The organism is Pseudoalteromonas sp. P1-8 (genome assembly GCF_001399985.1).
In the GTDB taxonomy this organism is placed as follows: domain Bacteria; phylum Pseudomonadota; class Gammaproteobacteria; order Enterobacterales; family Alteromonadaceae; genus Pseudoalteromonas.
The window spans coordinates 85,051-107,987 of record NZ_LJSO01000004.1 but is presented as its reverse complement, the minus strand read 5'-3'; the positions used below and the strand labels follow the sequence as shown (position 1 = coordinate 107,987).

The window sequence follows — 22,937 nt, the reverse complement described above, 5'->3', positions numbered from 1 at the left end:
TTATTCCATAATAGATACAACACTAATTATTGAGATAGCTCTATTTTTAGTAACTTAGCGATAATGTATGCTTTTTATTCTTTAATTGTGAAATAAAATATTTTACATGTTAAGTGGGTGTTGCTACTGTATTGCTGAGAATCGTCAACGCTTAAATCATCAGGTATGAATCTGTTATGAGTTTTACCCCTTTGAAAACGTTACTTAAACAGCTGTGTTATCTCAGTAGTGCGGCATTATTAGTAAGCTGTGCCAGTAATCCATATACCTATACACAATCAGCTAATTACAGCCACCGTGTTAAGTTTTTAGTGATGCATTACACCGCCATTGATTACGAAAAATCAATGCGTGCGCTCGTGGATGAAGGGGGCTTAAGTTCACATTATTTATTACCTGAATCAGGCGATTCTAGTTATCCAAAAGATGAATTAGAAATTATTCAGCTGGTTGATGAAAAAGATAGAGCATGGCATGCCGGACGCAGTTTTTGGCAAGGCCGCGAAGATTTAAATGATCATTCTATTGGTATTGAAATTGTTAATGTACCAACCTGCCATATTCCTGAGCAAGCAAACCTTGCGATGGAAAATGACGCCAGTAAGTTATGTATTTTTCCAGACTACGACGCTAAGCAAATAGAGCTACTAATAAAACTTAGTAAAGATATTCTTGCTCGTAACCCAGATATCGGGCCAACTCAAGTGATTGGCCATTCTGATATTGCTCCAAGTCGTAAGAACGACCCAGGCCCGCGTTTTCCTTGGTATCAACTGTATAAAGCAGGTATTGGTGCATGGTACGACAGCGACACCGTTGATAAATATTGGCAGTTATTTAGCGCATCAAAACCTTCAGTTGAATTAATGCAAAAAGCACTACGCAGTTACGGCTATGAGGTGATTGCAACGGGTCAGCTTGATTCGCAAACGCTAGATGCTCTAAGTGCCTTTCAAATGCACTTTTTACCTTGGCATGTAAGCGGTAATAGTGATGCAAGAAGTGCGGCTGTGCTATTTGCATTATTAGATAAATACTTTCCTAAAAAGTTAGAGCGATTATTTAAAGAGTATCAGCAGCAACAGCAAGCGGTTGAGCCTGCGCCAAAAACACTGGCTAATGCACAAGTGATAGCGCGTATTCCGGCTCTTGATCCAAGCAGTCGCGCGCTTGTTAACGACCGAGGCACATTTACTGCCTATAAAGGTCGCGGTGAGATCATCATTGACAACCAAGATGCAACCAGTGCTGATATTTTCATTAATGGTGAAAAAATTAATATTGCCTCACCATTAACAGCCGAAAAAATATATCAATACAGTTTGGCTAAACGCACCCGCGATGGCATAAACACGTATAAAGTAGAAAGTGTATTGCCTGAAGGGGCAAGCTTAACCTTACGTTTTCCTTACCCAACGCTTGATAAAAACAGCACTCAAAAGCGTTTTAGTGCTGTTGATGAATTAATTAATCAAGAGGTTAAAGAGGGCTTTCCGGGCGCGGTACTCGCCGTTGTTAAAGATGGCAAGTTGATTAAACTAAGCCATTATGGCGCGGCTAAAAAGTACCATGCTGATGGCAGTGAACTTGCAAGCCCACAAGCTATGCAAAACGATACCTTGTTTGATATAGCTTCAAACTCAAAAATGTTTGCCACTAATTTTGCGCTGATGAAGCTTGCCAGCGAAGGGAAGCTCGACGTAGAAAAGCCACTGTTTTATTACCTACCAGAATTTAGAGGCAGCGGCCGTGAACAGCGTTTAGTAAAAGATTTACTCACCCACAGTGCGGGTTATCCTGCGGTGGTTGATTTTCATCGTAAAGACAATAAATTTGGTGAGCGCTTTTTTTCTCAAAACAGCCTGCGTACTAAAAACCTACTGTTAACAGGTGTCCCTTTCGTGGCTGGTCGTAACGTAAAACACCTATATTCTGATATCGATTATATGTTGCTTGGTGTACTGGTAGAACGTATTAGTGGTATGGCGCTCGATACCTATGTAGAAAGCCAAATTTATCAGCCACTTGGTTTAACACATACGGTTTATAATCCATTACAGAAAGGTTTTTTAGCTTCGCAAATTGCCGCCACTGAAATTAACGGCAACACCCGAGGTGGTCGCATCGAGTTTGAAAATATTCGAACCGATGTACTGCAAGGTGAAGTACATGATGAAAAAGCATTTTATGCTTTAGGTGGTGTAGCGGGGCATGCAGGGCTTTTTAGTACTGCCGGTGATTTATCCGTGCTTATGCAGGTGTTACTCAATGGTGGCGGCTACGACAACAAGCAAATTTTTACGCCACAAGTACTTGAGCAATTCACTAACTCCCAAGCAAGTGATGAGACCTATGGTTTAGGATGGCGTAGAGCAGGGCATCAAGCGCGTAAATGGCATTTTGGCCCTTATGCTAGCCCGCGGGCTTTTGGTCATACCGGCTGGACAGGGACTGTGACCGTTATTGACCCTGAGTATGACCTTGCTATTGTGCTATTAACCAATGCCCGTCATACACCGATTGAAGGTTCGAAAGAAAATTACCAGTTTGTCGGCAAGCGTTTCGAAACAGGTAAGTATGGCTCTATTATCTCACTGATTTATGAGAGTATATTAAATCACTAGTCGAATTAAGTTGAGTTTGGTGGCAAAGCCATTAAGCTTAGCGAGTTTTCGCATAATAAAAATAAAATGTTGTTCTTAATTTAAAAGGGTTTTTATGTCTTGGTATTCAATTTTACCACCCTTGATTGCTATCTTAATTGTGTTTTGGCGCAAAGAAGTGATCATGGCGTTATTGGTCGCGGTTGCGTCGTCTGAGTTTTTGCTTGCTCTGAATGGTGAAGGTAATACCTTGTTTTTCACCTTTATCAACACTATTGAGCGAGTCATTGAGGTTGCCAGTTCCCCTGGTAATAGCCGTATCCTTATTTTTAGTATCTTAATAGGTGCTTTACTTGCCTATATTCGTGAATCTGGCGGTGTAGCCGCTACCGTTAATTTACTGATGAACAAAGGGGTGGCTAAAAGTAAGCGCCAAGTAGGCTACTTAACCATGTTCTCAGGTATTGCGGTATTCATTGAATCGAACTTAAGCGTATTAACCTCGGGAATTTTATCGCGTGGTTTATTCGATAAGTTTAAAATGAGCCGAGCACGCCTTGCTTACATTATCGATAGTACCAGCGCACCTGTGTGTATCTTAATCTTGCTAAATGGATGGGGCGCATACGTACTGGGCCTTCTTGGCAACTACGAAATGGAAGAGTCTGCGGTTTCGGTGTTGTGGGGCAGTATTGGTTATAACTTTTACGCCATTATCACTTTACTTATCGTGTTCTACACCATCACCTTTGACAAGGTACATGGCCCATTAAAGCAAGCAGAAGAAAACCTAGAGCAACAAGAAACCGAACTAACAGAAGAAGTGAAAGGTTCAAAAGCACGTTACATGCTTGTGCCTCTAATTACCTTAATTGGTAGTATGGTTGGTTTTATGTTTTGGACTGGCGATGGCGATATTGCCAGCGGTAGTGGTTCTAAATCAGTGCTGTATGCAACTATTTTAGCCTGTGTTGTAGCTTACTTTTTAATGATTAGCTCGCGTGAATTTACACACCATAAGCTGGTAGATATTGGCTTTAAAGGAATGGGGGAGTTACTGCCATTAGTGTCTATTGTATTGCTATCACTTACTTTGGGTGCAAGCTTAAAAGACTTAGGTACCGGTGTGTTTGTTGCAGGCCTAGTAGGTGATTTCTTACCTATTTACTTGGTTGTGCCAGTGCTCTTTATTACAGGTGCGGTAATTTCATTTACCACAGGCACCTCATGGGGCACATTCGCAATACTTATTCCAATTGGTGTACCGCTCATTCAAGCATTAGGTTTACCACCTTCATTGGTTATTGCTGCTATTTTAGGTGGTGGTGTGTTTGGCGATCACTGCTCGCCAATCTCAGATACTAGTGCGGTATCGGCTATTGCATCAGGGTGTGATTTATTAACTCACGTAAAAACCCAAATGCCATACGCCTTATTCGGCGGCGCATTAACCTTCATTGCTTACCTAGTAACGAGTATTATTGTTTTATAAAAGCTTAAAGCTGTAAGTCTTAAGTTATAAGTAAAAAACCACAGAGAAGTCTGTGGTTTTTTATTGCTTGAATTTCGATAACTCGCATATTCAAGTTTGATAGCCGTCAGCCGTCAGCCGTCAGCCGTCAGCCGTCAGCCGTCAGTCTGGAATCTCGTGGAAACCATCGCGCGAAATAAATTTCACGTCTAAGGTATTCCTTTACTCTTTCCCCTTATAACTCGCTAACTTGTTTTAAATCTGATAGCTGACGGCTGAAAGCTTATGGCTCGTTGAACCATCGCGGAAATAAATTTCACGCCTACGGTATTCCTTTACTCTTTCCCCTTGTAACTCGCTAACTTGTTGGGTTTCGCTTCGCTCTACCCAACCTACGATTTCGGTACAACCTTATAAACACCGACACCATCAACACCTAGATATAGGTCACCATTAGGGTGTGTGGCTAGGCTACGGACGCGACCTACACCTTCAAATACTTTGCTGTGGCCTGTTACTTTGTCACCATCAAGTTTTACCAAAACAAGGTGGCCAAACTTCATCGAACCTACGGCAATTTGGCCTTGCCACTGTGGGTATTTATCGCTGGTGATAAATTCCATCCCAGAAGGGGCAATTGAAGGCACCCAATACCAATCAGGTTGTTCCATTCCTTCGCGACTAGTTTCGTCGGTAATTTTCGTACCAATGTAGTTGATCCCATAAGTGATCTCAGGCCAACCATAGTTTGCACCTGCTTTAACTATGTTGATTTCATCGCCGCCACGAGGGCCATGTTCATGGCTCCAAATAACTCCCGTCTCAGGGTGCATTGCCATACCTTGTGGGTTACGGTGTCCATACGAATAAATACTTTTGTGAGTTGTTTTATGGTTATAAAACGGGTTTGATTTAGGGATAGAGCCATCGCTATTGATACGGTGAATTTTGCCCGCATCATAGTCTAGACTTTGTGGGTGAACGTCTCTTTTGCCACGGTCGCCAATAGAGAAGTACAAGTAACCTTGTTTGTCGAACTCAATACGCGAACCATAGTGTTTTGTTGTTTTAATATTTGGCTCGCCATCAAACAATAATTGTTGATCGACAAGAGCCATATCTTTAAAGCGGGCACGCATAATCGAGGTGTTATAGCCCTCACCATCGCCCTCATAGCCCGAGTACGAAAAATAAATCCAGCCATTGTCGGCAAAGTTCGGATCAAGCTCTATATCTAATAAACCCCCTTGACCTTCATCATGTACTTTAGGTGTGCCTTTAACTGCTTGCTCAACGAGTTTGCCATCACGAATCAATCTAAGCTCGCCACGTCGATCAGTAACGAGTAAGTCACGCTCGTTAAGCCAAGCCATACCCCAAGGAATTTGAATACCTTCGCTTACTAATTCTAGTTTGTAGTTATTAGCGCTGGCATCCAGAGGAATCTTTTGCTCCGGCTGAGCACACGCTTGCAAGCTTGATAAGCTAATTGAGGCAATGATTAAACTGTTAAACAAAGACCTTTTCATGGTAACTCCATAATATTTAAACACGATGTTATTAGCCTAGCTGGTTCAGCATTAAATTGTTATTAACATTAGATCAATGTGCGATTATTGGTAGGAAAAGCGAGGTAAAGAGCGGAGTATTGCCGTCAGCCGTCAGCCGTCAGCCGTCAGCCGTCAGCCGTCAGTTTGAAATCTCGTGGAAACCATCGCGCGAAATAAATTTCACGCCTACGCGGGGTAACCCCGCTGCTACCTAAAAACTTGCGACTTTACTCTTGTAACTCGCTAACTTGTTTTAAATCTGAGAGCTGACGGCTGAGAGCTGATGTCTCGTTGAACCATCGCGTGAAATAAATTTCACGCCTACGCGGGGTAAACCCGCTGCTACTTAAAAACCTGCGACTTTACTCTTGTAGCCCGCTAACTTGTTTTAAATCTGATAGCTGATGGCTCGTTGAACCATCGCGCGAAATAAATTTCACGCCTACGGTACTCCTTTACTCTTTCCCCTTGTAACTCGCTAACTTGTTTTAAATCTGATAGCTGACGGCTGAGAGCTGACCGCTGCTTTCAAGCTTTACACTTTTTCGCCTCATGAGTCAGCTGTTTGAGTGCAATGATTTGGCCTTGCTTGTTTTGGTCTAGGGCGAGTAGGTCACCTTGGTGAATATGAGTATCTAGGGTGCCGTGTTTTTGTAGTTCTTCAAGGAGTGATTGTTTAATTTGTACTATGACATTTTGCTCGCAGTCGGCGATATACCAGTCGTTATCAACACTGACTAGACGGCCGGTGAAGCTGGTGCGGGCTTTGTGATTGGTTAATGCTTGCTGGTAGTTCGCATCTAGGTTTTGTTTTTGTTGTTTAAGATTACTCACATAGCTGCCTTTGGCATCGAGTTCGTGTACCTCAAGCCATTGATAATCTGATAAATCCACGGCGTAAACATGGGTTAATTCACGGTTGTTGTATTGCAGCATGACAAAACCAAGAATCGCTAAAGCAGCAAAAACTCCGGTCATTTGCAGGCCTAAAAAGCGCTGTGGCCTTGGCGTTGCCGACTGTGGCTTTTGCATGTGTGAAAGCTCGTCGCTGCTTAAGCTGTGCTCTGCCTTACGTTTTTGAAAATGTGCTTTTAAATCAGCATCGAATTGCTCGTCGTTACGCTTCATGATGGCCTCCTAGTTGTTGTTTCAGGTTTTGACGGGCATATCGCAGCCGAGTTTTAATGGTCTCTGGGTTACTTTGGGTGATAGCAACAATATCTTCGAGACTAAAGCCTTCTTGTTGTAAGGTCAGCGCTTCACGTTGTACAAAGCTAAGCCCCATGAGTGCTTTATCAAAGGCTTCATAGTCGTAGTGATAACTTGCATCCTGAGATTCAGAAAATAGTTGGTTGTCTTCTAATTCAACGAACTTTTGCTGCTTACGAAATTCATCAATTAATAAATTACGTGCTAACCGAAAAAGCCACGCTTTTGGGTTGTTTTGATCATTGTAAAAGTCGCGTTTATCAATAACTTTTAACCAGGTTTGTTGGCATATATCGAGGGCAAGATCCTTATCACTTTGTGTAACTAGGTAGTGATAAAGATCGTTCCCGTATTGAGCAACGAGTTGGTTAAGGTAACGGTTGTCGCCCGTTTTGGCATACTGCGCCAAACAATCTGTGTTTGGCTTGTCAAATAACCATGTCTTGATGCTCATTAGCATAGGCAGTTATCCATCTATTTTAAAATCAAGTTGAACGCTTTGGTTTGTTTGTAATTGTGCCACACCTTCAACTACTTTAGGGCGATATTTCCAACGTTTAATTGCACGAATTGCTTCACGGTCAAATACCCGTTTAGGCTCGGCATCAATAATAACAGGGTCAATCACTTCGCCAGTCGGTGAAATGCTAAAGCTAATTTGTACCCAACCTTCAATGCCATCACGAGCTGCTACTGGAGGGTACTTAGGGTTTATACGCACAATTGGTGTCGCATCTCCTGTTGGTTGGTTAATGCTTTTGCTAAGCGTGTCGCCAATGTTATCGAATGTCATTGTTGGTGTTAAATCAGCTACTACAACAGTGTCGGTCGTATCAATGGTTGGGCGCGGTGGTACTTTTGGTGGCATTTTAGCAACTGGCGGTGGCGGCAGTGTTTGCTTTACTTGCACTTTTGAGTCTTCCGGTACTTCATAAATTTCAACCGTGATATCTGGGCCTGTTTTAACATCGGCTCTTTGCTCAGCAGAAATTAAGTACTGCATAAATGCAAATGCTGCAAAGGTCATGACACCGCCGCCAAGAATTGCTGCGGTTGTCTTTAAAGCAGCATTGCTGTTATTCAAGCTTGCTGAGTTTAGTGGTAAAGTATGCATAGCCGTTCCTCTTTGGATAATTGCTTTCATAGCTAAAACGGCTGGCAAATAAAAAAGGGGTGAAATTTTTTTCACTTTTTATTTTTCACAAGTTTTTTAGGTTGTTATGAAACTTATTCAAATAGATAAAGCCCGTTACCGTAAACATTTAAACCAAGTAATTATTGCTTGTGTAATTGCTTTAGCCGTTGGCAGTTTAGCCATTTCACAAACGTTAATAGCGTTATTTCCTGACCCAAGCGGTAGCCATTTTCATTGGAACCTATTAGGTGTTGTTGTGTGTAGTTTGCTGGTGGGTTTTGTGCTTAATAAATACCGCAATCATGATTACATGACTGAAATAGTCTATGTGTGGGAGCTTAAAAAAGCGCTGAATAAAATCACCCGTAAAATGCCAAAGTTAAAAGCAGCAGGGCGTGAGGGCAATGCAGATGCTTTATTAGCAATTCAATACAGCTATGCGGGATCACGTTTGTTATGGCAGCTTGATGACAACACTATTACCATGGATGAGTTGGCAATTAAGCAGGCAGAGCTTGATAGTGTTGCAGATAAATACAACCTCTCGCTTGATGCAGAACGTTATGATGAGTCAATCTTAAAGCAATTTTAAGGACGAATAATGAAAAAGGTTTTGATTGTTTGCTTAGGCAATATTTGTCGTTCACCTACTGCAGAAGCGGTACTTCGTAGTCGTGCCAAGGCGCTGGGTGTCAATGTTATAGTTGATTCTGCTGGCACCATTGGTTACCACCAAGGTAATCCACCTGATTCACGTTCAAAAGCAGCAGCCGAAAAGCGCGGTTATAGTTTTAAAGGCATCTATTCACGACCTGTGACTCAAGCTGATTTTCATGAGTTTGACTTAATTCTCGCAGCCGACAAGCAAAATCTTGCTGATTTACAAGCCCAGTGTCCAGAGCACTTACAATATAAGCTGTCGCTGTTTTTAAGTCATGGTGATGCAGGGGAGAGTGAGATCCCAGATCCCTATTATGGTGGCGATCAAGGCTTTGAAAAAGTACTCGATTTAATTGAGGACGCAGCCGATAACCTGCTTAAAAAGCTATAAAAAGCTATAAAAAGCTATAAAAAGGGTCGCATTGCGACCCTGTTATTTATCTTTTTATTTTAAAGTCTAATTGCACCCGAGAAGTTGCAGCAATGGCTTGACCATTTTCAAACTTAGGCGCATAACGCCATTTTTTCATTGCTTTTACTGCTTCTCTTTCAAATGCAGTACCACCTTCAGAGTCAACCACAGTTATATTGTCTACAAAGCCTGACGGGGTTACTTCAAATTCCATCACGACAATGCCGTCTTCCATACGTTGTGCTTTTGACATTGGATATTTCGGTGGCACACGGTACAACGGCTCTTGTTCTTGGCTTTCTTTCCAAGGCACCATTTTCGCAATCGCTAAGCAATGTTTGGTTGCTTCGTCGCTTTTACCTGTTTTTTCGTATAAGTGAACCAACTTCGAATGGGCGTTTAATTCGGTTTGATGATCAAAGTCTAGCTCTTGATCAAATACGCTAACTACGTGATTCAATCGCTCAATGGCGGTGCTGTATTTACGTTGGTTTTCTGCGAATGCGGCAACTAAAAAGTCAGCGCTAATACGATCGACAGCGTTATTTGGTAAGTTTTCTTGGTAGTACTTATCGGCTTCTTCAAGATATTCCTTCGCTGTGTAATAGCGCTCGCCAGTGCCTTTATAAGCAAGGATACGAGCGGCGGTCATTTTTGCATCAGCAACAAGCTTGTCTGAGTTTTGTTTTTCAGCAATAGCAATGACATCATCAAGATATGTATCAGCGCGCTTTGCTGAGGGAGTTGATTCTGCCATGCCGATTAATGAGTCATACACTTGCACACTTAGCTTGCCGTGGTTTTTTTCAAGTATTTCGTAGGCTGTGCGATATAACTCAAAGCGTTGTTCTTGTTCGCTTTTAGCAAGGCTGTTTGCATAGTTAATAGCAAGATTGGCGGTGTTGTCGGCACTTTCACCATAAATTCCTTTGCCAAGCTCAAACGCTTTTTTGGCAAGCTCACTACTGTCTTGCTTATTTTCTACAGCAGCGACATAAGCGCGGTAGGTGTCGTTAAATTCTTGGGTGGTCGTTTCATTGGCAATGCCTTGCTGACTAAATAGTAATGCAACACATAAGGCAAGTGAGCTCTTTTTCATAATATTCCTTATTATTTTGCCCAGATAAGAGGGGATTAACACTTGTTGATGATAATCATTATCATCATGAGGTACAAGGTATCTAGTAATTTTTAAATGTATCACTGTTTTTAATTTAAGCAAAAACAGTGATTAAGCTTAACAGGTCGCAGGTACTTATGAAAAAGCGCTCACATTGAGCGCTTTATTGTTAGATTATAAACTCAGGCAAATTCTGTTCATCAAACCAACCCGGTATGTAATGCGATTCGTAAAGTCGCCAACAGTTATCTGACTCTAATCTTGCTGCTAACTGATAGTGAGCTGCATAGGTTTTTTGATTGCTATCATTCACGGGGTTTTCGGGAATGATTCGGGCAATGATAAATCGAGCTGCTTTTTTATCTTGGCTAACCTCCATTTTGACCAACTCTGCAAAGTGCTGCCAAAATGGCGCAAGCAGTCTAAAGTTTTTTAAATTCCCTATAACACTTTCTCTACCAGATAAATCACCTAAAGGAGGAAAGCTGCCATGTATATCTTGGCTGTAGCAATCAATAAGTAAATTAATATCACAATTATCAACAGCAAATGCATACTTGTTATAGAGATCAATGAGAGCTTGCTTTGGCTCTGCAGCTTTAAACTTACGAATTAATGCCCATGGAGAGTGTAATTCACTCACAATTGTTGGTTCGCCATCAACTAGCTGCCACCCCTGAACTCCAGGAAGCATGTTCCAGTTAGGAAGCAAGGATTGCTGTCCTTTATTCCAGTTAACCTGAAATTTAATGTGGTTAATAAGCCATTGCTGGTCTTCATAAACGAAATGAAAAATAAATGTACAACCACATAAAAAACGTTTTTTCCCATGATTTATATCTACATAAGCGTAGCTGCTTGCTGCAGCAAAATCCTTTTGGTGTGCAGTAAACGTATTTGTAAATTCAGCATTCGTTGCATAGTTTTTGAAATCTTCACTCAAGGTTGTTGATACATGCTTTTGCCCATTTATAGAGCCATGGTGCTGACTTATGAAAACGATATCAGAGCTAAACAGCTTTGCTAACGAGTGCTTATCCGAGCGTAACCAGCTATCTTTAAACTGAGATATTAAGTTTTCGAGCTGTTCTTGAGTACTCATACAGCAGGCTCTCTTTGCTCTTTTTCAAGAGCGGGAATAACAAAGCTACCCAATTCATCAATTACATCTTGGGCATCCCTTCGAGAAGGTTTTAAGTTTAGTGCAATGTGTTTTACGCCAAGCTCTCTGTGTTTTAACAGTCGCTCAATAAGGGCATTTCGACCAATTCGTACAACGTTATAAAAACGCTGATACGGGGCATCTGGGTTTTTATCTAAATCAAAAAATGTCGCATAGCCGTAATGTGGGCTTGTGTTGCTATTGCTTGCAATTGATAGGTTGTTAATGATTTCACTGATGGCTTGTTCATTATCAACAGCCCAAATCCAAGCATTAACATTATTAGCCAACCACTCAAATGATTGCCTAGAACGACCAACGGCCATAACGGGTATCTGTTGGTTTACTGGTTTTGGATAAAGGTCAAGTGAACCATCAAGCTCGCCGTAATATTGGCTAATGTGTTTAGGAAAGCTTTGTTGGTGTAATGTTTTGATAATTTCAACTGACTCTCTGTAGCGCTCAGCACGCGCGTTAAAATCGACACCAAAAGCCGGGTATTCAACTGGCCTATCTCCGGTTGAAACTCCTAACACAAAACGACCATTACTTAGATGATCTACTGAAGCTGCTTGTTTGGCAACCATGATAGGATCGCGTAATGGTAAAACAGCCCCTGCGGTGCCTAAAGTAATTGTATTTGTATGCGCAGCAATGAAACCTGCGTAAGTGAATGGATCAAGCATCTGTGCAGCATCACCAAAATTAGGATCATAAAAAGGCACATCCCTAAACCAAATACTGGCAATACCTGCTTGTTCAGCCTGCTTAGCCGTTGCTATATCAGCATTGAGGGTAGGGAAAGGGCTGCTAGGGTAAGCTTCAAGGGGAGTGAGCAATCCCAGCGTTAATTTGTTGTCGGCAAATACATTTGTAAAGCTAGTTGGTAGATTATTCATGTTACTGAACTCCCGAATTCGCTGGCCAGACAACATCAAGTTTAGAGTGGCTAATGCGCCATTGACCGTCGATTTTTTCATAGCGATCTAAGTATCGGCCCACTAATAAAAGCGGAGATTCGCTTTGCTCCCTACTTGTAACAAAGTCAATTAGATAGCACTCACCCTGTGCTGTCGTTTTATCTGTTAGTACTATTTGATGGTTCATTACGGCATGAACAAAAGGGAAGTGCTTTCTATTGTGGGTATCGAATTCATCATAAGCATTTTTTAATCCTTGCTTTATCTGTTCAATTCCATTCATTTCCCCCACTGTTACTTCGACTCGTGCGTTGCTAGTAAATACTTCTTCCATTTTATGAATTTGGCCAGAGTCTAAAAGTTGGCTGTAGTTTAAGCGAAGAGTTCGGATCTCTTCTTTTTCGAGTAAATCGAGAAGTTTGCGTTCGCTCATCATGTTTCTCTATTGCTGAATAAGTGAACACTATTTTATTATCTTCTTTTTAAATGATAACCTAGCTAATATTCCATTTATTCTGTCCTGAGATTCCATAATGAAACCAGAAGATAGCCCTTTCTTTGGTATTCGAGAGTTTGTTGAAACACTACGCATGGGTACATTCACAGCAGCTGGTAATCGGTTAGGTTTAACAGGCTCCGCTGTTGGCAAAACTGTTACTAGGCTTGAAAGTAAGTTAGGTACAAAGCTACTGCATCGAACAACTCGTAAAATTATGGCAACCCCAGAAGGGCAGCATTATTTTGAAGGCTGGGTAAAAATACTGGCTGAAATAGATAGCCTAGAGCAAGCTGTCACTGCCGGTAGCCATAATGTTTCAGGGCAAGTAAAGCTTCACTTACCTGCGGCATTCGGCCGTAAGTATGTAATGCCAATACTTTCTAAACTAGCAAATAAGTATCCTAAACTAGAGCTTGCGGTTCACTTTAGTGAAAGTCGTATAAATTTAATAAATGAAAATGTTGATTTGGTGGTACGTATCGGCACATTAGAAGATGATGCCGATCTGGTAGCAAAATTGTTGGGTTATCAAAAACTAACAGTGTGTGGTAGTCAAGATTATTTTGACCAGCATGGTGTGCCAGACACTCCAGCGGATTTGCTCACTCATGATTGTATTATTGGCAGTAAGCGCTCTTCGCAGCCAACATGGTTGTTCAAAGATAGTAAAAAGCAGTCATTTAACCAGCTAATCAATGCCAGATATATGCTCAGTGATGGAGATGCGATGCTTGATGCCGCACTTAATGGTTTAGGTGTTGCACAATTACCTACATGGCTTATTCAAGAGCAGCTAGATAGTAATAGACTAACTAGTGTTTTAGATACCTTTTCAGGTGCGGTTATGCCAATTAATGTTGTTTGGCCACGCTCAAGATATTTAAAGCTTAGTCAAAGGGTTATAATTGATGAGTTAGCAGAGCAGTTTAAGCTTCAAGCATCACTTTTTGGTTATTCTTCATAATTGTTTATCTAGCGCTTTTAGTGCGTTATTAATCAGCGCTGACACTCATCATAACACTGTTATTTTTATTATTTTGATAGGTGGTTGATAAAGGCTTAGCGGTTTATTGAGATTAAACTAATCTATTTTTTCGAATATCTACAAAGGTTTATTTATTAATTTATTTTATTTCAAAGGCCTAACTCTAAAAAGTAGAGCTTTTAAGGTGTTTTTTTAGCGCCACTAAAGCGAGGCGCAAAGCTCGTATCTTGGGGTGGTTTGAGTGTATAATACTTGAATTGCTGGTAACTGCCTCAATATTAGTTATCACTCGTCGTATGTTGCATCCTTACAACCTTCAAGCTGTTGTAATCACATTTGCAGTATCGCATTTATTTTTTAATTTGGATTTGTCGTGGCGCAAGTAAGAGCAAGAGTCCAGCTGAATGTTGGCAAAAACAGTGATATCCCTGCAGAAATCGTATCTTTCAGTGGCTTAAATGATGGCCAAGAACATGTTGCTTTAGTGTTTAATCAAGCTGACACAGAGCAAGATGTCCCTTTAATTCGTATGCATTCAGAGTGTTTAACGGGCGATGTATTCCATTCATCACGTTGTGATTGTGGTGAGCAATTAAATGAGTGTATCGAGATGATGCACCAACAAGGCGGTATTTTACTGTATTTACGCCAAGAGGGCCGTGGCATTGGTTTATACAATAAAATTGATGCTTACGTATTACAGTCGCAAGGTATGAATACGTACGAAGCGAATAACCACTTGGGCTTTGCTGATGATTTACGTGACTTTTCAGACGCGGTATTAATGCTTGAAGCACTCAATCAAAAGCACGTTAAGCTAATGACTAATAACCCAAATAAGCTTAAAGCACTGCGTGATGCAGGGATTGAAGTTGATTCAGTGGTTGGCACTCATGCGCACATTAAGGCGGGTGTGGTAGGTAACCGAGCTTACCTCGAAACGAAAATCAAACATGGTTCGCACATGCTTGATATTAAAAAAATTAAAAAGCCTGAGTAAATTTCACTACAGGTGACTATAAACAAGTAGCGCACCCAGTTATACTCGGTGCGTTTTGTCGTTATTGAATGAGAAACTATGTCGATCGAAGTACGTATTTTTAAAGCTGATGCGGGCGTTAAATGGTTTAAAGCTGGATGGGAAATCTTTAAGCTGCAACCTTTGACTTTTATTTTAATGCATCTGCTAATCGTGATAATTAGCTTTTTGGCATTGCTACTACCTTTACTGCAAGTTGTTGGTGCGTTTGTGACGCCATTTTTGATGGCGGGTTTTTATCAAGCTGTGTTAACAAAGCAGCAAGGCGGGACTGTCAGCCAAGCTGATATTTTTAAACCCTTTAGTAATAAGGGGAACCGTATAGGTTTAGTGCGTGTGGCTGTGTATCAGATGGCGGCAGGTATTTTATTGGCCTTACTGTCTAATTTCATTTTTGCAGATGCCTACGCAGTTATTTCGAGTCAGACTTTTGATCCACAAAACCAATCACATATTGCAGATTTATTGGCAACCATTTCAATGGGACAAGTTGCGGTATTCTTAGTGGCGATCTGTGTGTATTTAACCGCTTTTGCCTATGCAGTGCCTTTGGTTTATTTTCAAAAACAAAGCAATATGTTTCAGGTTTTAAAAACCTCATTCATGGTGTTTTACCATAATATGGCACCATTGAGTGTTTATGGCCTAATTTGCGCCGTTTTAATGGTGATCTGTATTCCTTTATCGTTTATTCCACTATTGGTTTTAATGCCAATTTGTTACATTAGCTTCTTCGTGTCTTTTCAGGCCATTTTTATGCCAGTTGTACCAAAAGGTGATGACCAAACAAAAGCACCTGAAGCGCCCTCACAATCAGGACGCTTTGACGCGTAATGGATGATAAAGAACAAAAGTTAAAAAATTACGTACTTTGGTTATTGTCTCGACAAGATTATTCGCGTCGGGATTTAACGCGAAAGTTACAGCAAAAAGAGGCGACGCCCGAGTTCACAGAGCGCTTGTTAGATTGGTGTGAATCACACAACTTTATTAACGAACAGCGCTATTGCGAAGGGTTTGTACGCCGCCATTTAGCTAAGTATCATGGTGTAAAACGCATTCAGAGCGAAGCAATGGCAAAAGGGATAGACCGAGCACTATTAGATAAGACGCTCGAGGAGTTCGAAGTCGATTGGTTCGAACTCGCAAAGGACGCATATTTAAAGAAGTTTTCAAATTCAGGTAAAGAACTCGACCAGAAAGAAAGAGCGAAACGTGTACGCTACTTGATGTATCGAGGCTTTAATTACGAACAAATTGATTTTGCAATGCAAGCACAGCAATAAACGGGTGAGATTTTCACATGCAGCATATGACTACCGCACAGATCAGGCAACAGTTCTTAGACTTTTTTGCCTCTAAACAACACCAAATTGTTCCTTCAAGCTCGCTGATCCCGGGTAACGATGCCACGTTATTATTCAATAACGCCGGTATGGTGCAATTTAAAGATGTATTTTTAGGTGCGGAAAGCCGCCCTTATTCACGTGCAACCAGCTCACAACGTTGTGTGCGTGCCGGTGGTAAACATAACGACCTTGAAAACGTAGGTTACACTGCACGTCACCATACATTCTTCGAAATGTTAGGTAACTTCAGCTTTGGCGATTACTTCAAGCAAGACGCAATCAAGTTTGCTTGGGAGTTTTTAACTGATGTTGTAAAACTGCCTCAAGAAAAGCTACTTGTTACCATTTACCACGATGATGAAGAAGCCTTCAACATTTGGCATAAAGAAGTGGGTCTAAGTGAAGACCGTATTATTCGCATTGCAACCAGCGATAACTTCTGGTCAATGGGTGATACAGGTCCTTGTGGTCCATGTTCTGAAATCTTTTACGATCACGGTGAAGAAATTTGGGGTGGTCCTCCAGGTTCACCTGAAGAAGACGGTGACCGTTTCATCGAGATCTGGAACCTAGTATTTATGCAGTATAACCGCCATGCCGACGGTACAATGGAGCCGCTTCCTAAGCAGTCTGTTGATACAGGTATGGGTCTTGAGCGTATCTCTGCAATTTTACAAGGCGTGCACTCAAACTACGAAATCGATTTATTCCAAGCTCTTATTGCTGCTGCGGCTAAAGTAACAAACGCACAAGATTTAGATGATAAATCGTTACGCGTTGTGGCAGACCACATTCGTTCGTGTGCGTTCTTAGTATCTGACGGCGTTATGCCATCAAACGAAGGCCGTGGTTATGTACTACGTCGTATTATTCGTCGTGCCGTTCGTCATGGTAACAAGCTAGGCGCGAAAGGTGCATTCTTCTACAAGCTAGTTGCTGCACTAATTGAGCAAATGGGTCAAGCGTACCCAGAGCTTGCTAAGCAACAAGAAATTATTGAAAAAGTACTGCGTATTGAAGAAGAGCAATTTGGTAAAACACTTGAGCGTGGTCTGGCTATTTTAGAAGAAAGCCTAAATGACATCGAAGGTGATGTGATCCCAGGTGACTTAGTATTCAAACTTTACGATACTTACGGTTTCCCTGCAGACTTAACGGCAGACGTGGCGCGTGAGCGTTTTATGACGATTGATGAGCACGGCTTCCAAGAGTGTATGGCTGTTCAGCGTAAGCAAGCACAGCAAGCTGGTAAGTTTGGTGCTGATTACAACCAACAACTTAAGTCTGAAAAACACACAGACTTTAAAGGTTACGATGCAGAACATTACACAGGTACTGTGGTTGAGCTTTTCTTAGAAGGTCAATCGGTTTCTGTACTTGAAGATGGTCAAGAAGGTATCGCAATCTTAGACCGCACACCATTTTATGCTGAATCAGGTGGTCAGGTTGGTGACACAGGTGTGTTAAAAGTTGCTGGCGGTGAGTTTGTAGTGACTAACACCACGAAGCTTGGTAATGCATTTGCACACCATGGTCGTGTACAAGGCCGTATTGGCACAAACGATAAAGCAGAGGCAACAATTGATGCAGCACGTCGTGATAGCATCAAGAAAAACCACACTGCAACACACATTTTACATGAAACGTTACGTCAAATTTTAGGTGAGCACGTAAATCAAAAAGGTTCACTTGTTGACCCTGAGCGTTTACGTTTTGACTTCTCTCACTTTGAAGCGGTAACAAAAGACGAATTACGCCAAATCGAGCGCGCAGTGAACGATGAAATCCGTCGTAACTTTGCTCTTGAAACTGAGCTAATGGCTATCGAAGATGCTAAAGCAAAAGGTGCAATGGCATTATTCGGTGAAAAATACGACGACGAAGTTCGCGTAGTAACCATTGGTGACTACTCAATCGAGCTATGTGGTGGTACTCACGTTAAGCGTGCAGGTGATATCGGTTTATTTAAAATCGTATCAGAAAGCGGTATCGCGGCCGGTATCCGCCGTATTGAAGCGGTAACGGGTGCTGAAGCGGTTGCTTATGTAAGTGAGCAAGAGCAACAACTAAACGATGTTGCAGCACTAGTTAAAGGTGATAGCAGCACAGTACTTGAAAAAGTAACTGCGTTACTTGAGAAATCAAAAGGCCTAGAGAAGCAAATTGCACAGCTTAACGACAAGCTAGCAAGTGCGGCTGGTGCATCGTTACTTGACTCTGTTGTTGAAGTGAACGGTATTAAACTACTGGTTGCTGATGTTGCAGGTACTGAGTCTAAAGCACTTCGTGGCATGGTTGATGACCTGAAAACGAAGATTGGTTCAGGTGTTATTGCCCTTGGCGTAGCTAATGGCGACAAAGTAAGCCTAATTGCAGGTGTAACTAAAGACCTAACAGGTAAAGTGAAAGCCGGTGAGCTTGTAAATCACATGGCTGCACAAGTCGGCGGTAAGGGCGGTGGTCGTCCTGATATGGCGCAAGCAGGTGGTACTAAGCCAGAGAACCTAGCTGCAGCCTTAGAAAGTGTAACTGGTTGGTTATCTGAGCGTTCTTAACTACTAGTGGCACTTATCGTCCAAAAATTCGGTGGCACCTCAGTTGGCTCAATAGAGCGAATTGAGGCCGTCGCCGACCTTGTTGTAAAAACCAAGCAACAAGGCCATCAAGTTGTGGTGGTGCTCTCGGCGATGTCGGGAGAAACTAACCGTCTAATTGAACTCGCTAAACAAATCGATTCTCGACCCAGTGCTCGTGAGCTTGATGTATTGCTAACTACCGGTGAGCAAGTGTCAGTCTCTCTGTTAGCAATGGCTATCATTAAACGTGGTCACTCAGCGGTAAGCTTACTTGCTGATCAGGTCAACATTCGCACCGATAACATGTTTGGTAAAGCGCGTATTGAAGAGATTGCTGCGACTCGTCTTAAGCATGAACTTGAGCATAACCGTATTGCCATTATAGCGGGCTTTCAGGGCCGTGATATCGAAGGCAATATCACTACGCTTGGTCGCGGTGGTACTGATACCTCTGCGGTTGAGATTGCAGGCGCTATCAATGCCGACGAATGTCAAATTTACACCGATGTTGATGGGGTATACACCACCGACCCGCGCATTGAACCAAATGCGCGACGTATGAGCCATGTCACTTTCGAAGAAATGCTCGAAATGGCCAGTCTTGGGGCTAAGGTGCTGCATATTCGTAGTGTCGAAGCTGCAGGAAAATATAATATACCGCTCAGAGTGTTATCGAGTTTTAACCCGGATCAAGGGACCTTGATCAGTTTTGAGGAGCCGGATGTGCAAGCAAACATTGTGTCGGGTATCGCCTTTAATCGTGACGAAAGTTTGATTTACGTTAATGGTGTGCACCAAGGAACGGAAAACCTTGCAAAAATTTTGAAACTTTTTGCAGAATTCGGCATCGAAATAGATATGATTAATCAAGTTAATCATAACTTTGAAAAAATAGACTATGCTTTTACTGTGCACACGAATGATTTTGAGCAAGCGCTTGAAATTTTGACCAGTAACCAAGATGGTATCAGCGCAGAATCTATTAAAGGGATCAGCAATGTTGCCAAGGTGTCTGCAGTAGGTGTAGGGATGAAATCTCACTCTGGTGTGGCAAGTTTGTTTTTTAATGCCCTTGCCGATGAAAACATCAAAGTGATGCTTGTATCGACATCAGAAATTAAGATATCAGTTTTAATTGACGAAAAGTATTTAGAACTGGCTGTACGTGCGCTGCACAAAGTTTTTTTAACTGAAAATGAATAAGATCTAGAGTTTTTACTTACTTTTAAGTCTATATTTCATTAGAATGTTTTTGACGCGGAATCTTTTAATTTTTTGGAACATGGGAGCAAGAGAATGCTAATACTAACTCGTAGAGTAGGTGAAACCCTTATGATCGGTGACGAAGTAACAGTTACTGTTCTTGGTGTTAAAGGAAATCAAGTTCGCATTGGTGTAAATGCACCTAAAGATGTATCAGTACATCGTGAAGAAATCTACATGCGAATCCAAGCAGAGAAATCTAACCCAAATCCGGGCAACGTTTAATCAGCGACAGATATTTTTAAGAGCCACTCACTGAGTGGCTCTTTTATTTAGTTCTGCTGTCATTTCATCATTTAGCGCTTGTTTAGAAATATATTGCATACCGCGCTGAGCCTTTAAAATATAACCTCGCTCAGTTTCAATAATCTCACTAATTTGTTGCCAGCTTAATTGGTAGCTTTTATGCGGGTTTTCGGCTTTAACGCCTTCATCATTAAATACGACAGTCACTTCGCTACCCGATGCACGACTCATCATTTGTCTTGCGACCCACCATGGGCGTTTGTAGTAAAACGATAAGCACTCAACCACGGCAAGCATAATCATAAAGCTGCCTAAATAATGATTATCTAATTGATAAAAAGCTAATAAGCCTAAGGTTATTAATAATACCAATAGCGGGTATTTAGGCTTAGCTTGTGATGAATAAGGTAAAGACTCATCAAAGCATTCGTAATAATACGGTTTATCTAATTTGTAAGTTGTACTTAAAGTCATTTGTGGGCTCACTTAATTTGCTGGCGGCAGTTTAACATTGATAGAAAAAATCTTCCGTAGTTGGTTTTCATTTAGTTGTCATTGTGAGAGCTTAAGGTATGCGTATTTTAAAGGTGTAAGTTGTATGTTTGTTAGTTCAATGTCATTAGCACTTGCAATGACCACAAATACTTTTTTAGTTATGGGCGATATGCCATACACCCCGATTGATGAAATCAATCTCGCCAAAGACGGAAAAATTACCAAGGCAATCGCAGCAACACCTCATGGCTTTTTAATGCATCTTGGTGACATGAAATCGGGAGCGCTTGCTTGCACGAATAAACTTTTGCAAAGTAATAAAGCGTTATTAACGTCGTTGACCACACAGCCTTTTATTTATACCCCGGGTGATAATGAATGGACCGATTGCGACCGAGAAAAGCTATCGGTGCGTTTTGATGAGCTTGAACGGCTAAGCTTTGTTAAAGGCTTGATGTTCGACGATGCTTATACAAAAAAAGTACAGCAACTTCAGGTTTATGCAACCCAAGCTGAAATGCTAGAAAATGCTCGCTGGCAGTTTGATGGTATTGAGTTTCGTACCTTACATATACCGGGCACTTTTAATGGTCGCTCACAAATTTTAAAAAGTGATAAAAACGCTGCACTAGATGCCGCCGACAAGCGTGATAAGTACAACTTAACTTGGTTAAAACAAGCGCTTGTTCAGCAAGACGCTAAGGCCTATGTATTTGGTTTTCAGGCTGATATTTACCACCCGACCAGTAAACCTGCTTGCAGTGAATCACAACGCTCTAATTGTGATGCATTTAAAATATACCGAGATGCCATCAGCGATTTCGCAAAGCACACCAATAAGCCTGTACTTGTAATGCATGGCGATACCGGCCCATATTGTCAGCAGCAGCTAGCGAGTAACTTAACGCGTTTAAATGTACCTGGCGACTTTGCTGTAAGTGATGTCGCAAAGGTGAGTTTTATCGACGGCCAGTGGCATATAGCGAGTGTAACGACAAACAAGCCTCTTACAATGGGTTGTAAGTAATATCGTAGGTTGGTTAGAGCGGAGCGAAACCCAACAAATTAATGAGTTTCTAGGGGAAAGAGTAAAGTTTCGAGTTTCTAGAGAAAGGAGCCATCAGCTTTCAGCCGTCAGCTATCAGATTAAAACCCAACAAGTTAGCGAGTTTGAGGCTCACGTAGGCGTGAAATTTATTTCGCGCGATGTTTCTTAAATCTACGTGTAAGTCGTAGGTCGGGCTTTAGCCCGTCAAGTATGAGTGATAAAACATGTGTCGCCATAAATGACGACCTACGTGACGTAGGGTAGAGCGGAGCGAAACCCAACAAGTTAACGGGTTTCTAGGGGAAAGAGTAAAGTTAGCAAGCTCCTTGACACAAGCAGCAGGCAGACTAGAGTTGCTAACTTGCTAACTTGTGCTAACTTGCTAACTTGCTAACTTGCTAACTTGCTAACTTGCATACACAAAAAAGCGGCACTTGGCCGCTTTTCTTAAGTAAGGTGTGTTGTTAGCAGTTAGTTTCTTCTGCGTTAACACCTTCTTTTACTTCTTCACATGCATCTTCAACTGCATTTTGTGTATCAGTAATTGCTTCATCAATACGCTCACCTGCGTCTTCAGCAGAGTTGTCTTCACAACCCATGATGAATAAACCTGAAAATAGGGCGATAGTAGCGGCTTTTAAAGTTGAATTTTTCATAATGAAATTCCTTGTAAATTTAAAATAAAGTAAGTGGTTATCTGCTTTTAACTACTTAGGGACACTGCCTCTAAGTGCTCCTGATACCAGCGAAATAACTAGTAATACTAAAAATATAAAAAAGATAATCTTAGCGATGCCTGCAGCGGCTCCTGCGATACCGCCAAAACCTAACACTGCTGCGATTAACGCGATAACTAAAAAAGTAATTGTCCAGCGTAACATAGTGGTCTCCTTGGCTATTTAAATTTTCTTAAGTTCGATGCAACTAAAGCGAGTTCTGTGCCATAAGTTTTATTTTATATATTTCAAAGGGTTGAGTGTTTTTGTTGTTCTTGAGAGGGTTCATCATTTGGTAACTTTTACGAGTAAGCATGTAACTTATTCATAGTGATATTTTTTCATATTGAGCTGAATGAAGAAAAAGAGTATTTCTGTGATTATTGGTAAGACCAATTTAACTTTATTGTAAGGTAATAGCTCTAACACCTTGTTGTGCGTGGTTTTTAGGCTTTTTACTATGATTGGTTAATAGCTGA

23 protein-coding genes are annotated in these 22,937 nt (G+C 41.4%); 12 read left to right on the top strand and 11 right to left on the bottom strand.

Going from position 1 to position 22,937, the window contains the following annotated elements; genetic code table 11:
* The first annotated feature begins 176 nt into the window (after window positions 1-176).
* Both pbp4b and AN213_RS07395 read left to right on the top strand, forming a co-directional pair.
* Window positions 177-2,624, top strand: a complete 2,448-nt coding sequence (gene pbp4b / locus AN213_RS07400) for a penicillin binding protein PBP4B (protein ID WP_082423009.1) — start codon at window positions 177-179, stop codon at window positions 2,622-2,624.
* A 94-nt stretch (window positions 2,625-2,718) separates the two neighbouring features.
* Window positions 2,719-4,095, top strand: coding sequence for a Na+/H+ antiporter NhaC family protein (locus tag AN213_RS07395; protein ID WP_054560796.1), 1,377 nt, complete (start codon window positions 2,719-2,721; stop codon window positions 4,093-4,095).
* A gap of 371 nt (window positions 4,096-4,466) precedes the next feature.
* Here AN213_RS07395 and AN213_RS07390 read toward each other — a convergent pair whose 3' ends face one another.
* The 4 genes from AN213_RS07390 to AN213_RS07375 all read right to left on the bottom strand — a co-directional run bounded on the left by AN213_RS07390 (window position 4,467) and on the right by AN213_RS07375 (window position 7,947).
* Window positions 4,467-5,603, bottom strand: a complete 1,137-nt coding sequence (locus AN213_RS07390; RefSeq protein ID WP_055022030.1) for a PQQ-dependent sugar dehydrogenase — start codon at window positions 5,601-5,603, stop codon at window positions 4,467-4,469.
* A gap of 549 nt (window positions 5,604-6,152) precedes the next feature.
* Window positions 6,153-6,752 (bottom strand): hypothetical protein, encoded by a 600-nt coding sequence (locus AN213_RS07385; protein ID WP_055022029.1) that lies wholly within the window; start codon window positions 6,750-6,752, stop codon window positions 6,153-6,155.
* Entirely contained in the window at window positions 6,742-7,293 is a 552-nt protein-coding gene (locus tag AN213_RS07380; RefSeq protein ID WP_054560793.1) for an RNA polymerase sigma factor, read from the bottom strand. The genes AN213_RS07385 and AN213_RS07380 overlap by 11 nt, the downstream gene beginning before the upstream one ends.
* 6 nt (window positions 7,294-7,299) lie before the next feature.
* Window positions 7,300-7,947 carry an energy transducer TonB gene (locus tag AN213_RS07375; protein WP_055022028.1) on the bottom strand — a complete coding sequence of 216 codons (648 nt, stop codon included), beginning with the start codon at window positions 7,945-7,947 and terminating at the stop codon, window positions 7,300-7,302.
* A 106-nt stretch (window positions 7,948-8,053) separates the two neighbouring features.
* Here AN213_RS07375 and AN213_RS07370 point away from each other — a divergent pair, with 106 nt between their 5' ends.
* Window positions 8,054-8,560 (top strand): DUF3087 domain-containing protein, encoded by a 507-nt coding sequence (locus tag AN213_RS07370; protein WP_055022027.1) that lies wholly within the window; start codon window positions 8,054-8,056, stop codon window positions 8,558-8,560.
* Between the two features lie 9 nt (window positions 8,561-8,569).
* Complete coding sequence (locus AN213_RS07365) at window positions 8,570-9,019, top strand: low molecular weight protein-tyrosine-phosphatase (RefSeq protein WP_055022026.1); 450 nt, start codon at window positions 8,570-8,572, stop codon at window positions 9,017-9,019.
* A 46-nt stretch (window positions 9,020-9,065) separates the two neighbouring features.
* On the opposite strand, the gene AN213_RS07360 is transcribed toward AN213_RS07365, so the two are convergent.
* The 4 genes from AN213_RS07360 to AN213_RS07345 form a co-directional block, all read right to left on the bottom strand.
* Window positions 9,066-10,139 carry an energy transducer TonB gene (locus AN213_RS07360; RefSeq protein WP_055022025.1) on the bottom strand — a complete coding sequence of 358 codons (1,074 nt, stop codon included), beginning with the start codon at window positions 10,137-10,139 and terminating at the stop codon, window positions 9,066-9,068.
* Between the two features lie 190 nt (window positions 10,140-10,329).
* Window positions 10,330-11,262, bottom strand: coding sequence for a nuclear transport factor 2 family protein (locus tag AN213_RS07355; RefSeq protein ID WP_055198144.1), 933 nt, complete (start codon window positions 11,260-11,262; stop codon window positions 10,330-10,332).
* Entirely contained in the window at window positions 11,259-12,221 is a 963-nt protein-coding gene (locus AN213_RS07350; protein ID WP_095209721.1) for a TIGR03571 family LLM class oxidoreductase, read from the bottom strand. The genes AN213_RS07355 and AN213_RS07350 overlap by 4 nt, the downstream gene beginning before the upstream one ends.
* Before the next feature lies 1 nt (window position 12,222).
* Window positions 12,223-12,678, bottom strand: a complete 456-nt coding sequence (locus AN213_RS07345) for a nuclear transport factor 2 family protein (RefSeq protein ID WP_055022022.1) — start codon at window positions 12,676-12,678, stop codon at window positions 12,223-12,225.
* Between the two features lie 97 nt (window positions 12,679-12,775).
* On the opposite strand from AN213_RS07345, the gene AN213_RS07340 reads away from it, so the two are divergent.
* The 7 genes from AN213_RS07340 to csrA all read left to right on the top strand — a co-directional run bounded on the left by AN213_RS07340 (window position 12,776) and on the right by csrA (window position 20,178).
* Window positions 12,776-13,705 carry a LysR family transcriptional regulator gene (locus AN213_RS07340; protein WP_055022021.1) on the top strand — a complete coding sequence of 310 codons (930 nt, stop codon included), beginning with the start codon at window positions 12,776-12,778 and terminating at the stop codon, window positions 13,703-13,705.
* 394 nt (window positions 13,706-14,099) lie between these two features.
* On the top strand, window positions 14,100-14,726 hold the full coding sequence (ribA, locus tag AN213_RS07335) for a GTP cyclohydrolase II (RefSeq protein WP_054551277.1): 627 nt from the start codon (window positions 14,100-14,102) through the stop codon (window positions 14,724-14,726).
* 78 nt (window positions 14,727-14,804) lie between these two features.
* Window positions 14,805-15,599: a BPSS1780 family membrane protein gene (locus tag AN213_RS07330; RefSeq protein WP_054560784.1), complete on the top strand. Its 795-nt coding sequence runs from the start codon at window positions 14,805-14,807 to the stop codon at window positions 15,597-15,599.
* A complete protein-coding gene (locus tag AN213_RS07325) occupies window positions 15,599-16,051 on the top strand; it encodes a regulatory protein RecX (protein ID WP_054551279.1) in 453 nt (150 codons plus the stop codon). Before AN213_RS07330 ends, AN213_RS07325 begins: the two co-directional genes overlap by 1 nt.
* 17 nt (window positions 16,052-16,068) lie before the next feature.
* Window positions 16,069-18,669, top strand: coding sequence for an alanine--tRNA ligase (alaS, locus tag AN213_RS07320; RefSeq protein WP_055022020.1), 2,601 nt, complete (start codon window positions 16,069-16,071; stop codon window positions 18,667-18,669).
* A gap of 6 nt (window positions 18,670-18,675) precedes the next feature.
* Window positions 18,676-19,893 (top strand): aspartate kinase, encoded by a 1,218-nt coding sequence (locus AN213_RS07315; RefSeq protein ID WP_054551281.1) that lies wholly within the window; start codon window positions 18,676-18,678, stop codon window positions 19,891-19,893.
* A gap of 93 nt (window positions 19,894-19,986) precedes the next feature.
* Window positions 19,987-20,178 carry a carbon storage regulator CsrA gene (csrA, locus tag AN213_RS07310; RefSeq protein WP_036970495.1) on the top strand — a complete coding sequence of 64 codons (192 nt, stop codon included), beginning with the start codon at window positions 19,987-19,989 and terminating at the stop codon, window positions 20,176-20,178.
* Window positions 20,179-20,205: 27 nt separating this feature from the next.
* Here the strand turns inward: csrA and AN213_RS07305 are convergent, their stop codons facing one another.
* The gene (locus tag AN213_RS07305; protein WP_054561186.1) at window positions 20,206-20,673 is read right to left on the bottom strand and encodes a YcxB family protein; all 468 of its coding nucleotides are present in this window, start codon (window positions 20,671-20,673) and stop codon (window positions 20,206-20,208) included.
* A gap of 124 nt (window positions 20,674-20,797) precedes the next feature.
* Between AN213_RS07305 and AN213_RS07300 the strand changes: the two genes are divergently transcribed.
* Window positions 20,798-21,721 carry a hypothetical protein gene (locus AN213_RS07300; protein WP_055198142.1) on the top strand — a complete coding sequence of 308 codons (924 nt, stop codon included), beginning with the start codon at window positions 20,798-20,800 and terminating at the stop codon, window positions 21,719-21,721.
* A gap of 485 nt (window positions 21,722-22,206) precedes the next feature.
* Here the strand turns inward: AN213_RS07300 and AN213_RS07295 are convergent, their stop codons facing one another.
* The gene (locus tag AN213_RS07295; RefSeq protein ID WP_054551284.1) at window positions 22,207-22,398 is read right to left on the bottom strand and encodes a hypothetical protein; all 192 of its coding nucleotides are present in this window, start codon (window positions 22,396-22,398) and stop codon (window positions 22,207-22,209) included.
* 51 nt (window positions 22,399-22,449) lie between these two features.
* Window positions 22,450-22,623: a DUF1328 domain-containing protein gene (locus tag AN213_RS20045; RefSeq protein WP_064971747.1), complete on the bottom strand. Its 174-nt coding sequence runs from the start codon at window positions 22,621-22,623 to the stop codon at window positions 22,450-22,452.
* Between the last annotated feature and the right edge of the window lie 314 nt (window positions 22,624-22,937).